Source organism: Bradyrhizobium sp. NAS96.2, assembly GCF_001908235.1.
Classification (GTDB): domain Bacteria; phylum Pseudomonadota; class Alphaproteobacteria; order Rhizobiales; family Xanthobacteraceae; genus Bradyrhizobium.
This window is the reverse complement of the sequence record NZ_LGHK01000107.1, coordinates 24,148-37,114: the sequence shown is the minus strand read 5'-3', so window position 1 is coordinate 37,114 and position 12,967 is coordinate 24,148. Positions and strand designations below refer to the sequence as shown.

Genomic DNA, 12,967 nt, shown 5'->3' with positions numbered 1-12,967 from the left:
TTCATGGTCACCATCAAGGTCGATAATCTCATCAACTTCGTGTCCGAGGTGTTTTCGCATTCGGAGTCCTCTCCGGAAGAGGCGAAGCGCATCGCGACCTATCTGACGACGGCGAACCTCACCGGCCACGACAGCCATGGCGTGATCCGCGTGCCTGTTTATGTCAGGTGGAAGAAGATGGGCTCGATCGTGCCGAACCAGACCCCCGAGGTCGTGGTCGACACGCCGTCGCTCGCGGTGGTCGACGGCAAGTTCGGTTATGGCCAGACCGTCACCCCGATCGCGGTCAAGCTCGGCATCGAGAAGTGCAAGAAGGCGGGGCTTGCCGCGGTCGCGCTGCGCAACTCCGGCCATCTCGGCCGCGTCGGCGACTGGGCCGAAATGGCCGCCGCCGAAGGTCTTGTTTCAATTCATTTCGTCACTGCGGCGGGCTCGCTGCTGGTCGCGCCTTACGGCGGCGTCGAGAAGCGGCTGTCGACCGCGCCCTATTGCGTCGGCATTCCTCGTCAGGGCCAGGATCCGATCGTGCTGGATTTCGCGACCTCGGTTGTGGCCGAGGGCAAGTGCCTGGTCGCAAGCCGCGGCGGCAAGAGGTTGCCGATCGGCGCGCTGGTCGATGCGGACGGCACGCTGAGCGAGGATCCGCATGTGCTGTACGGCCCGTACACGCCGGATGGGCCGCGCGACCACACCAAGGGAACCGGTGCGATCCGCGCCTTCGGCGATCACAAGGGCTCGGGCCTTGCCTTCATCTGCGAACTGCTCGGCGGCGCGCTGACCGGCACCGGTGCGACGTCGTCGGACCGGCGCTTCGCCAACGGCATGATGGCGTTCTACATCGATCCCAAGGTGATCGACACCAGCAATTTCTTCGACGGCGAGATCACCCGCTACACCGATTTCATCCGCGCCACCAAGCCGATCGCGGGCACGGATTCCGTGCTGGTTCCTGGCGATCCCGAGCGGAAAACCCGCGCCGATCGCACGAAGAACGGCATCCCCTTGCCTGACGACACCTGGGCGGCGATAGTGAATACCGCGCGCGAAGTCGGCGTCAGCGAAGTCTCGATCCAGCGGGCGACCAGCTGAGGTTAGCCCCCCAAAAACACAAAAGGAAACGCGAACAATGGCAAACAAGGTCAAGCGGGTCTGGGCTTCAGGCAAGGCGGTGGTGAACGCGTGGCTCGCGATCCCCTCTGGGTTTTCGGCCGAAGTGATCGCGCAATGCGGCTTCGACAGCGTCACCGTCGACATGCAGCATGGCGTGCAGGATTATCAGTCGATGGTGCAATGCTTCCAGGCGATGCATGCCCATCCGGTGACGCCGATGGTCCGCGTGCCCTGGAATGAGCCGGGCATCATCGGCAAGGTGCTGGACGGCGGCGCCTATGGCGTAATCTGTCCGATGGTCAACACGCCGCAGGAAGCCAAGAACCTCGTCTCCTACGCAAAATATCCGCCGAAGGGCGTGCGCTCCAACGGTCCGATCCGCGCCGGCATGTATGGCTCGGCCGGCACCTATCAGCAGACCGCCAACGACGAGATCGTGCTGCTGCCGATGATGGAGACCAAGACCGCGGTCGAGAACATGGAAGCGATCCTCGATGTCGAGGGCATCGACGGCGTCTATATCGGCCCGTCCGATCTCGGCTTCTCCTACGGTCTGGTGCCGAAGCTCGATCGCGACGAGCCGGAGATCCTCAAGATCTACGAGAAGATCATCAAGGAGTGCGGCAAGCGCGGTCTCAACCCCGGCATCCACTGCTCCGGCGCCGAAGGCGCGGTGCGCGCGATCAACATGGGCTTCAAGCTCGTGACGCTGTCGAACGAAGTCGGCCTGATGCAGGTCTACGCCAAGATGCAGGTCAACCAGACCCGCGAGAAGTCCGGCGGCAAGGCGTAAGCGTGATCCTCTCCCTCGCCCCGCACTCTCGTCCGCCGAAGCCCGCCTTCGGGCGAAGGCGGATGCGGGGAGGGGGTTGAGGTGAGGGGCTTCTATCCGGCGAGCACCATCGCTGTAACTGACATCGTGCTTCGCCCCTCACCCGGATTGCTGAAGCAATCCGACCTCTCTCCGTAAAAGACGGAGAGAGGTGAAGAACTCCAAAGGAGAACTCCCATGGCTTCGGCACAAGTGATCCGCCTGCACGCCGACGACAGCGTTTTGATCGCGCGCGCGAGCCTGCCGCCGGGGCTGGAGGTGACCGAGGGCGTCACCACGGTCGATCGGATTCCGGCCGGCCACAAGGTCGCGATCAGGCCGATCGCGCAAGGCGAGCCGATCAGGCGCTACGGCCAGATCATCGGATTTGCGACGCAGCCGATCGCGCCGGGCCAGCATGTGCACACCCAGAACTGTGGCATGGGCGATTTCGCCAAGGACTATGCCTATGGCGTCGACGTCAAACCGGTGCCGAACTTCGATCTGCCGGCGACCTTCGAGGGCATCCGCCGCGCCGACGGCCGCGTCGCGACGCGCAACTATATCGGCATCCTCACCTCGGTGAATTGCAGCGCCCATGTTGCGGGCATCGTCGCCGACATGTTCAAGAAGAACCCATTCACCGGCGACAATCCGCTCGCCGATTACCCGAACGTCGACGGCGTCGTCGCGCTGACCCACAAGACCGGCTGCGGCATGACCCAGGACGAGCCCTTGGCGCTGCTCCGCCGTACGCTCGGCGGCTATGCGCGACACGTCAATTTCTCCAACGTCATCGTGCTCGGCCTCGGCTGCGAGGTGAACCAGATCGGCGGCCTGATGCAGGAGCAGAAGCTCGCCGGCCGTTTGCGCGCGATGGATATCCAGGAGGTTGGCGGCACGCGCAAGACCGTGGAAGCCGGCGTTGCTTTCGTCAAGGAGGCGCTCGCTGAAGCCAACAAGGTCAAGCGCGAGGCGGTGCCGGCAAGCGAGCTCACCGTGGCGCTGCAATGCGGCGGCTCGGATGGATACTCCGGCGTGTCGGCCAATCCGGCGCTCGGCGCGGCGAGCGATCTCTTGGTCCGTCACGGCGGCACGGTGATCCTGTCCGAGACGCCGGAGACCTACGGCGCCGAGCATCTGCTGACCCGCCGCGCCGTCAGCCGCGAGGTCGGCGAGAAGCTGGTCGGCCTGATGCGCTGGTGGGAGGAATACACCCAGCGTGAGGGCGCCGAGATGAATGCCAATCCGAGCCCGGGCAACAAGGCCGGCGGTCTCACCACCATCCTAGAGAAGTCGCTCGGCGCGATGGCCAAGGCCGGCAGCACCAATCTCGTCGACGTGCTGCGCTACGCCGAGCCCGTTACCAAGAAGGGCTTTGTATTTATGGACACGCCCGGCTACGACCCGGTCGCCGCGACCGGGCAGGTCGCCGGGGGTGCCAATCTCGTCTGCTTCACCACCGGCCGCGGTAGCGTGTTCGGCTGCAAGCCGGCGCCGTCGATCAAGCTCGCCACCAACACGCCGATGTACAAGCGGATGCAAGACGACATGGACGTCAATTGCGGCACCATCCTCGACGGCGAGGAGAGCGTGCAGGAATGCGGCCAGCGCATCTTCGACCTCATCCTCAAGACCGCCTCGGGCCAGCCGACCAAGAGCGAGAGTTTTGATTTCGGCGGCGCCGAGTTCGCGCCGTGGGTGCTGGGAGCTACGATGTAGCGCTTAGGAGCTACAATACAGGCCGCATTCTCGCTGTCGTCCCGGCGAAGGCCGGGACCCATACCGCGTGATCTATCGTTTCAAGGCGGTGTCAGACACTTTCCGCATCACCACGGCCGGTGGTTATGGGTCCCTGCTTTCGCAGGGACGACGAATTCCATGGATACAGCTTCCGGGATTGCGCTACGCTCCATCCAGGCCACGACTGAACGGAGGAAGCATGTGCGCGCTTCGGTTCGGACTTATTGGATGCTTCGCATTTCTGGCCGCATTGAGCCTCGGCGTCGCCTCAGCTGACGCCGCGACCATCGTCGCGCTTGGCGCGAGCAACACCTATGGCAAGGGCGTGGCGCGTAACCAGGCCTATCCCGCGCAGCTCGAGGCGATCTTGCGGGCCAAGGGATTGAACGTCCGTATCGTCAACGCCGGCATCAATGGCGACACCACGGAAGGGATGCTGCAACGGCTGGACTTGGCCGTCCCGAACGGGACCCGCGCGGTCATCTTGCAGCCGGGCGGCAACGATCGGCGTAAGGGCAGCCCTGACCGGACTGCGGATATTCAGAGCCGCCTCAGCGCCCGTGGCATCACGGTGATCATGCTCCCGAACGGGATGCTGGGCGGACTGCCGCATCAGCCTGATGGCGTGCACCTGACCCCCGAAGGCTATCACATGCTCGCCGAGCAGCTTGCGTCGCAGGTGTCAGGCGCGATCGGCCGTTAGTAGCCCGGATGGAGCGCAGCGAAATCCGGGACTCTTGCCGCGGAGAAGATCCCGGATTGCGCTGCGCTCCATCCGGGCTACGGCTTCGCTCGTCGCTTGGGCACCCCGTGCCCGTTGTTAGTGCTTGATCCATACCGGAACCAGTGTTCTGCTCAAAAAAGCTGCTGGAGTCCTTGGTCCGTGTCGATCTTCGTCGCACTGCATCACGTCACGCACTACAAATACGACCGGCCGATCGATCTCGGCCCCCAGACCATTCGGCTTCGGCCCGCGCCGCACACCCGCACGCCGATCCTGAGCTATTCGCTCAAGGTCACGCCATCAAATCATTTCGTGAACTGGCAGCAGGACCCGCAGGGTAACTGGCTCGCGCGCTACGTGTTTCCGGAGAAGGCGACCGAGCTCAAGGTCGAGGTCGACTTCACGGCTGAGATGACGGTGGTCAATCCGTTCGACTTCTTCGTCGAGCCCTATGCCAACAACTTTCCATTCGAATATCCCGGCGATCTCAAGACCGAACTCGCGCCCTATCTCGAGACCGAGGAGCCCGGGCCGTTGCTCGCGGCCTACCTGAAGGACATTCCCCGCCAAGCCGACAGCACCGTCAATTTTCTGGTCGAGCTGAACGCGCAGCTGCAAAAGAAGATCAGCTACGTGATCCGCATGGAGGCCGGCATCCAGACGCCGGAGGAGACGCTGGCCGCTTGCTCCGGCTCGTGCCGCGACTCGGCGTGGCTTTTGATCCAGACGCTGCGGCATCTCGGGCTCGCTGCGCGCTTCGTCTCCGGATATCTCATTCAGCTGCGGCCCGATATCGATCCGCTCGAGGGGCCGCGCGAGGTCGAGAACGATTTCACCGATCTGCATGCCTGGGCCGAGGTCTATCTGCCGGGCGCGGGCTGGATCGGCTTCGACGTCACCTCCGGCATGCTGACGGGCGAGGGACACATTCCGGTCTGCGCCACGCCGCACTACCGCTCGGCCGCGCCGGTGACTGGGACCGCGGGAGCCGCCAATGTCGAGTTCGGCTTCGAGATGAGCGTCAAGCGGATCCGCGAGGCGCCGCGGATCACGAGACCGTTTTCGGATGCATCCTGGGCGCGGCTCGATCGGCTCGGCGAGCAGGTCGATGCCGACCTCAAGAAGGACGACGTGCGGCTCACCATGGGCGGCGAGCCGACCTTTGTCTCGGTCGACGATCTGGAATCGCCGGAGTGGAATGTCGCCGCGGTCGGCCCGACCAAGCGCGCGCTCGCCGACGAATTGATCCGCAAGCTGCGCACGCGGTTCGCGCCCGGCGGGTTGCTGCATTACGGCCAGGGCAAATGGTATCCCGGCGAGAGCCTGCCGCGCTGGGCGTTCGGCCTCTATTGGCGCAAGGACGGCAAGCCGATCTGGAAGAATGCCGGCCTGATCGCGTCGATCGAGAATCCACGCAGGGCCGAAGTTGCGGATGCTGAGCGCTTTGTCGTCGGCACAGCGAAGAAGCTCGGACTCGGCGCCGACTATGTCATGCCGGCTTATGAAGACCCGGCGTTCTGGCTGCAGCGTGAAGCCGGCCTGCCGGCCAACGTCACGCCCGACAATTCCAAGCTGACGGATGCCGAAGAGCGCGCGCGCCTGGCGCGGGTGTTCGACGAGGGATTGACGACGCCGAAAGGCTTCGTGCTGCCGATCCAGCGTTGGACGCCGCTTGTCGACAAAATCCCTGCGCGCTGGCGCAGCGAGCACTGGAAGATCCGTCGCAGCCATCTGTTCGCATCACCTGGCGATTCGCCGCTCGGCCTGCGGCTGCCGATCGGCTCGCTCGAACATGTCCCGCCGGAGGACTATCCTTACATCGTCGAGCAGGATCCGATGGCGCCGCGCGAGGCGCTTGCCGACGCGGAGTTGAAGCAGGCGCTGAAGGACGTCCCCGAGCCGCTGCCGGTGCGCACTGCAATGGCGATCGAAGTCCGCGATGGCGTGCTCTGCGTCTTCATGCCGCCGGTCGAAAAGGTCGATGACTATCTCGAACTGATCACGGCAATCGAGGCGACCGCCGAGGAAACGCAGCTCGCGGTGCATGTCGAAGGCTATTCGCCGCCCTTCGACCCGCGCATTGAGGTGATCAAGGTGACGCCGGACCCCGGCGTGATCGAGATCAACGTGCAGCCGGCGCAGAGCTGGCGCGAGGCCGTCGACATCACCCTCGGCCTCTACGAGGACTCCGCGAAGACGCGGTTAGGGGCCAACCGCTTCCTGATCGACGGCCGCCATACCGGCACCGGCGGCGGCAACCACATCGTGGTCGGCGGCAGCAAGCCGGAGGATTCGCCGTTCCTGCGTCGGCCTGATCTGTTGAAGAGCCTCGTGCTGTACTGGCAGCGGCATCCGTCGCTGTCCTATCTGTTCTCCGGCATGTTCATCGGCCCGACTAGCCAGGCGCCGCGCATCGACGAGGCGCGGCATGACGGGCTCTATGAACTCGAGATCGCGCTGTCGCACGTGCCGCCGCCGGGCATGGACGCGCCGCTATGGCTGGTCGACCGGCTGTTCCGGCACATCCTGGTCGACATCACCGGCAACACCCATCGCGCCGAGATCTGCATCGACAAGCTCTATTCGCCGGACGGGCCGACCGGCCGGCTAGGCCTGGTCGAATTCCGCGCGCTCGAAATGCCGCCCGACCCGCGGATGTCGCTGGCGCAGCAGCTGTTGATCCGGGCGCTGATCGCAAAGCTGTGGCGCGAGCCGCAGCAGGGCAAGTTCGTGCGCTGGGGCACCGCGCTGCACGACCGCTTCATGCTGCCGCATTTCCTCTGGGAGGATTTTTTGGGGGTGCTCGCCGAGCTCAAGCAGTCCGGCTACGACGTCGAGCCGGAATGGTATCAGGCGCAGCTTGAATTCCGCTTCCCCGCCTTCGGCCGCGTCCACCATGGTGGCGTCGGCCTCGAGTTGCGGCAGGCGCTCGAGCCCTGGCATGTGCTGGGCGAGGAGGGCACCTCGGGCGGCACCGTGCGTTACGTCGATTCGTCGGTCGAGCGGCTGCAGGTGAAGGCAAGCGGGTTCGTCGAGAGCCGCCATGTCGTCACCTGCAATGGCAGGCGGATGCCGATGACCGAGACCGGCCGCGCTGGCGAAGCGGTCGCCGGCGTCCGCTTCAAGGCCTGGCAGCCGGCCTCCGGCCTGCATCCGACCATTCCCGTGCACGCGCCGCTGACATTTGACCTGATCGACACCTGGAACGGCCGCTCGCTCGGCGGCTGCGTCTATCATGTCGCCCATCCCGGCGGCCGCAACTACGAGACCAAGCCGGTCAATTCCTACGAGGCCGAGGCGCGGCGGCTGGCGCGCTTCCAGGAACACGGCCACACCCCCGGCAAGATCGAAACGCCGCCGGAGGAACGCACAATTGAGTTTCCCTTGACCCTCGACTTGCGGAGCCCGCTCCTGCACTAATTGGAGCGTTCTCCAGCGAACTGGGGTGCAGGGGAAGTGCAATGACCGTGTCGGGTGGCCGGGGCAGCAGTCAAGGCAGCAGTCAGGAGAGCCGGGCCCGTCCCGGTCAGCGCCGGATGGCGCAATGGACCCGGGATTATGTCCGGCTTCCGGGCATTCCCGATGAATATATCGCCGAGAACGGCGCGCCGCGGCCGGTCTGGGCCCGTTTCTTCGATGCCTTTGCCGGGCTGTCGCCGGCCGATATCGAGCGTCGCTTCGCCAACGCGGATCGTCACTTGCGCGAGGCCGGCGTCACCTATCGCGCGCCCGGCGATACGTCTGACCGGATCTGGCCGCTCAGTCATCTGCCGCTGATCATCGACGCCGCCGACTGGCGGCAGCTCGCCGCCGGCGTCGCGCAGCGTGCGCAGCTCCTGGAAATGGTGCTGGCCGATCTCTACGGCGAGGGCCGTCTCGTCGCCGACGGTGCCATCCCCGCCGCTGCGATCGCGGGCAGCAGTGAATATCTGCGCGCGGTCAGCGGCATCAAGCCGCCGGGCGGGCGCTATCTGCATCTCTATGCCGCCGACATCGGCCGCGGGCCTGACGGCCGCTGGTGGGTGCTCGGCGATCGCACGCAGGCGCCGTCGGGCGCGGGCTATGCGCTGGAAAATCGCCTGGTGCTGTCGCGCGCCTTTTCCAATCTCTACAAGTCGATGAATGTCGAGCGCGTCGCGCCGTTCTTCGAAGCGTTCCGCGATTCGCTGCGCGCCAGCGCCGACCGCGACGAGCCGCGGATCGGCCTGCTCACGCCGGGCGCGTTCAGCGAGACCTATTTCGAGCATGCCACGCTGGCGCGCTATCTCGGCTTCCTCTTGGTCGAGGGCGATGATCTCGCGGTCTCCGGCGACCGCATCCACATCCGCACCGTCGCTGGATTGAAGCGGCTCGACGTGCTGCTGCGCCGGGTCGATTCCAACATGCTCGATCCGCTCGAGCTCGACGCCTCCTCCTATCTCGGTGTGCCCGGTCTCGTCGAAGTGCTGCGCAAGGGCGGCGTCGTGGTCGCCAACATGCCGGGCTCGGGCGTGATGGAGGCGAGGGCGCTGCTCGGCTTCCTTCCCAATCTGTGCCGGCGTCTGCTCTCTGAAGACCTGATGATGCCGCATATCGCGACCTGGTGGTGCGGCCAGAAGTCGGCCCGCGAGCAGGTGCTGTCGCGGCTCGATGAATTTGCGATCGAAGGCGCCTATGGCCGCGGCGTTGCAGATTTTCCCGGCTATGGCCCGGTGCTCCCCGGCGAATTGTCGGCGGCGGATCGCGACCGCCTGAAGGACGCGATCAGCCACCGCGGCATCGACTATGTAGGTCAGGAGCTGGTGCGGCTCTCGACCACGCCGGTGTGGGAGAACGGCCGCATCGCGCCGCGTCCGTTCGTGCTGCGGGTGTTCGCGGCGGCGACGCCGAACGGCTGGACCGTGCTGCCCGGCGGCTTCTGCCGGATCGCCGATCGAGCGGATGCGCGCGCGGTGTCGATGGGCGATGGCGCGGTCTCCGCCGACGTCTGGGTGGTGTCCGACAAGGCGGTCGCGACCTCGACCTTGCTGCCGGCGGTCGACACCGTCCGCATCCGCCGCATCGCCGGCGTGCTCCCGAGCCGCGCCGCAGACAATCTGTTCTGGCTCGGCCGCTATCTCGAGCGCGCCGAGGCCACCATTCGCCTGATCCGCGCGCTGTGCACGCCGCTGCGCGATCCCGCGCGGGCGAATTCGAACGGCAACGCGCCGGCGATGCATTCGGCCGAGCGCATCCAGCGCTTGCTGGTGACCTGGGGCGCGGCGTCGCAGACCGCGCGCGCCAATCCCGCCAAGGTCGCGCTCGAAGCGCTGCAGAGCGAGGAGAAGTTCGGCTCGGCGCTGTCGCTGGTGCGGTCGGCGCAGCGTACCGCGACGTCGCTCCGCGAGCGGCTGTCGCCGGACGCCTGGCAGGTCATCACCGAGATGGCCGACCGCCTCGCGATCGAGGTTCATGACGATGACGGCGTCGTCAGCGCCGCCGAGCTGACCTTGCAGGAACTCGCAAGCTTCGCCGGCCTCGCGCAGGAGAACATGAACCGCGCCGCCGGCTGGCGCTTCCTCGAGATGGGCCGCCGCGCCGAGCGCGCCATCAACACCACGCGCTTCGCCCGCCAGTTCGCCTATGACGAAGCCGGCGACGAGGACCTCGACGTCCTGCTCACGCTGGTCGACTGCCAGATCACCTATCGCTCGCGCTATCTGGTGCAGCCGCTGCTGACACCGGTGCGCGATCTTGCGGTGCTCGATCCCTACAATCCGCGCTCAGTCGCATTCCAGGTCGCGGCGCTGAACGAGCACATCGCCGCGCTGCCGAGCCTGAAGGAGCATGGCCTGATCGAGCGGCCGCAGCGGCTAGCGGTCGCGGTCGAGGCGATGTTGACGACGGCCGAAGCTTCGAGCCTCGACGTCAAGACGCTGTTCGCGCTGGAGCAGGATCTGCTCAACCTCGCCGACGCGGTCGGGCTGCATTATTTCCCGCATGGACCGAACGCCAGCCGGCCGGAGAAGCTCACGGGGCTGGCGTGATCTACGACATCCGCCACGTCACCACCTATAGCTACGAGACCCAGGTCAGCTTCGCCCGCTGCTCGCTGCGGCTGGAGCCGATCAGCGGCGACGGGCAGCAACTGATCTCCCATTCGGTCGAGATCCGTCCGAGGCCCGCGGAGCGCACCGCGCGGCGCGATTTCTTCGGCACGCTGACCGAGAGCGTCCTGATCGAGAGCGCGCATCGCAGCCTTCGCATCGATTCCCGCTCGCGCGTCTCCGTGGCGCGGCAGCCGCCAGCGCGCGACGCCGTCAGCCCGCCCTGGGAGAGCGTGCGTGACCATGCGTTCGAGGCGCTGAGCCTCGATGCGGCCTCGCCGGTCGGCTACGTCTTTGCCAGTGCGCTGGTGCCGGTGCTGCGGCCGGTGACGGCCTACGCTTCCGCGAGCTTTTCGCCTGATAGTGGGATCCTCGCTGGGGCGGCCGATCTGATGCGCCGCATCCGCAGCGACTTCAAATACGATCCCAAGGCGACCGTGATCTCGACGCCGCTTCGCGACGTGTTCGAGAAGCGTCACGGCGTGTGCCAGGATTTTGCCCATGTGATGATCGCCGGGCTTCGCGGGCTCGGTTTGCCCGCGGCCTATGTCAGCGGTTATCTGCGCACCATCCCGCCGCCGGGCCAGCCGCGGCTACAGGGTGCTGACGCAACCCACGCCTGGGTGTCGGTCTGGTGCGGCAGCGAGCTCGGCTGGGTCGGGTTCGACCCGACCAACGATCTCATGGTCGCCAACGATCACATCATTCTCGCCATCGGCCGCGACTTCGCCGACGTCTCGCCGGTCGACGGCGTCATCGTCGGCGCGCGCAAGCAGAAGCTCAGCGTCGCCGTCGATGTGTTGCCGGTGGAGTGAGCCGTGGGCGGCAGGCGCCCCGTTCGACCGCGCCGCCGCGATCCCGATCAGGCGACGTGCCGCTTGCCCGATTTGTCCCACCCGATCGGGCTGATGATGACGCGGTCGCGGCCTTCATGCTTGGCTTGATAGAGCGCGAGGTCCGCGGCCTTGAGCAGATCGCGCGACGTGCGCTCGTGGTCCGGGACGAGGCAGGACAATCCGATGCTGATGGTCGGCAACTCATGCTCGGATTTGCGCGCAGCGGTCAGCTTCGCGCGAATCTGTTCGGCAACCTCCAATGCGCCAGCCTTGCCGATGCCGGGCAGCAGTACCGAAAACTCCTCGCCGCCATAGCGCGCGCCGAGATCGGTAGCGCGCTTGGTGCTGCTTGCGATGCACCGCCCCACAGTGGCGAGCACGGCGTCGCCGGCCTGATGGCCGTAGGTGTCGTTGAAGGTCTTGAAGTGATCGACGTCGATCATCAGAAGCGATACCGGCGACTTTGCGCGCATGCCACGCCGCCATTCGACGTCGAGCGTATCGTCGAGCCGGCGGCGGTTGGCGAGGCCTGTCAGCGCATCCGTGCTTGCGAGGTGCGCGAGCCGGCCTTCCGCGGCGGCGCGCCGTTTGAGCGCGGCCAGCAGATAGAACATCAGGACGATCGAGAAGCCGCAGAGCGCTGCGACCACGCTTCCGATCAGCCACACCTGCTGCCACCAGTCGGCATAGATGCCGTCGAGCGCGAGACCCTCGGCGATGATCAGGGGATGATGCCCGACCGCCTGGAAAACATAGAGCCGGCTGACATGGTCGACGATCGATTTCGTCGTGTAGAAGCCGGATTGCCGTGCCGGATACTGCTTGAAGACCTGCGAGTCCCTGATGCTTTGCCCGATCTTGCCGATGTCGAACGGTGCTCGCATCAGCATGACGCCATCGGTGTTGAACAACGCCATGCTATCGCTGAGGCCGAAGTTCAGCTTGCGAAACAGATTGTGGAAATAGCTGAGCCGCATGCTGCCCGCGACCACGCCGGCAAAGGACCCGTCGTCGTTGCTGATGCGGCGGCTCAGGCTGATCAGATATTCGCCGTCTGAAGTAACCCAGGGCGCGCTGATGAACAATCCGCTGTCCGCTCGCGCCCGATGCACCTGGAAGAAGTCGCGGTCGGCGTAGTTTGCGGTGCGCGGCGTCAGTGTCCGGGAATCGAGCGTGACGTCTCCCGCCGTGTTCAGCACGAGGATCGAGCCGAGGTCCTTGGCGGTGGCGGCGCGGTCGAACAGCACGACCTGGCGAAGCTCCGGGCTGATCTTGCCGAGCTCCCGCAGCTTGACGCCGTCGGCGACCGCTTGCAGCGAGAGATCATAGAGCTCGATGTTGCGGTCGATCTCGCTGGCGATAGAGGCAACGAGGTTGGTCGCGCCTTCCTTCGCATGCTGATAGTCCTTACCGGCCATCTCCCAGAGAATGGACGCGCAGATCGCCGAAAAGCACAAGACGAGACCGATCCCGAGCGCAAAGAGCCGTTTGGTCGGCACCGCCTTCGGCTTTGGCAACAGCCCGTTCATTGCTCGCTTCCACTTTCCCCGCGCCCCCGCGCTTCGACACTTTCTATAGGGGCATCAAATTGAGAAAGGCGACCTCAAGCGCAGGCAATTTGCGCCTGTGCGTTGGGAGAGTCTTAACCATTGCAGATCGGTCGGGCCAGTCGCAGGCC

General features: G+C 65.6%; 8 protein-coding genes. 7 read left to right on the top strand and 1 reads right to left on the bottom strand.

Annotated features, from left to right (window positions below; genetic code table 11):
- The first annotated feature begins 3 nt into the window (after positions 1-3).
- The 7 genes from AC628_RS23180 (at position 4) to AC628_RS23150 (ending at position 11,268) form a co-directional block, all read left to right on the top strand.
- Positions 4-1,089 (top strand): malate/lactate/ureidoglycolate dehydrogenase, encoded by a 1,086-nt coding sequence (locus AC628_RS23180; RefSeq protein WP_074129038.1) that lies wholly within the window; start codon positions 4-6, stop codon positions 1,087-1,089.
- Between the two features lie 37 nt (positions 1,090-1,126).
- A complete protein-coding gene (locus tag AC628_RS23175) occupies positions 1,127-1,903 on the top strand; it encodes an HpcH/HpaI aldolase family protein (RefSeq protein WP_074129037.1) in 777 nt (258 codons plus the stop codon).
- Between the two features lie 216 nt (positions 1,904-2,119).
- Positions 2,120-3,643, top strand: a complete 1,524-nt coding sequence (locus AC628_RS23170; protein ID WP_074129036.1) for a UxaA family hydrolase — start codon at positions 2,120-2,122, stop codon at positions 3,641-3,643.
- A 67-nt stretch (positions 3,644-3,710) separates the two neighbouring features.
- Positions 3,711-4,367: a GDSL-type esterase/lipase family protein gene (locus AC628_RS23165; RefSeq protein ID WP_349510129.1), complete on the top strand. Its 657-nt coding sequence runs from the start codon at positions 3,711-3,713 to the stop codon at positions 4,365-4,367.
- 180 nt (positions 4,368-4,547) lie between these two features.
- The gene (locus AC628_RS23160; protein WP_074129034.1) at positions 4,548-7,808 is read left to right on the top strand and encodes a transglutaminase family protein; all 3,261 of its coding nucleotides are present in this window, start codon (positions 4,548-4,550) and stop codon (positions 7,806-7,808) included.
- Between the two features lie 116 nt (positions 7,809-7,924).
- Positions 7,925-10,393 (top strand): circularly permuted type 2 ATP-grasp protein, encoded by a 2,469-nt coding sequence (locus AC628_RS23155; protein ID WP_502689759.1) that lies wholly within the window; start codon positions 7,925-7,927, stop codon positions 10,391-10,393.
- On the top strand, positions 10,390-11,268 hold the full coding sequence (locus AC628_RS23150; protein ID WP_074129032.1) for a transglutaminase family protein: 879 nt from the start codon (positions 10,390-10,392) through the stop codon (positions 11,266-11,268). The genes AC628_RS23155 and AC628_RS23150 overlap by 4 nt, the downstream gene beginning before the upstream one ends.
- A gap of 47 nt (positions 11,269-11,315) precedes the next feature.
- Here AC628_RS23150 and AC628_RS23145 read toward each other — a convergent pair whose 3' ends face one another.
- Complete coding sequence (locus AC628_RS23145; RefSeq protein WP_074129031.1) at positions 11,316-12,818, bottom strand: sensor domain-containing diguanylate cyclase; 1,503 nt, start codon at positions 12,816-12,818, stop codon at positions 11,316-11,318.
- Positions 12,819-12,967: the final 149 nt, after the last annotated feature.

Excerpts from the sequence above, each read along its gene's own strand:
- AC628_RS23180 (WP_074129038.1), top strand. The coding sequence starts at position 4 with ATGGTCACCATCAAGGTCGATAATCTCATCAACTTCGTGTCCGAGGTG.
- AC628_RS23175 (WP_074129037.1), top strand. The coding sequence starts at position 1,127 with ATGGCAAACAAGGTCAAGCGGGTCTGGGCTTCAGGCAAGGCGGTGGTG.
- AC628_RS23170 (WP_074129036.1), top strand. The coding sequence starts at position 2,120 with ATGGCTTCGGCACAAGTGATCCGCCTGCACGCCGACGACAGCGTTTTG.
- AC628_RS23155 (WP_502689759.1), top strand. The coding sequence starts at position 7,925 with ATGGCGCAATGGACCCGGGATTATGTCCGGCTTCCGGGCATTCCCGAT.
- AC628_RS23145 (WP_074129031.1), bottom strand. The coding sequence starts at position 12,818 with ATGAACGGGCTGTTGCCAAAGCCGAAGGCGGTGCCGACCAAACGGCTC.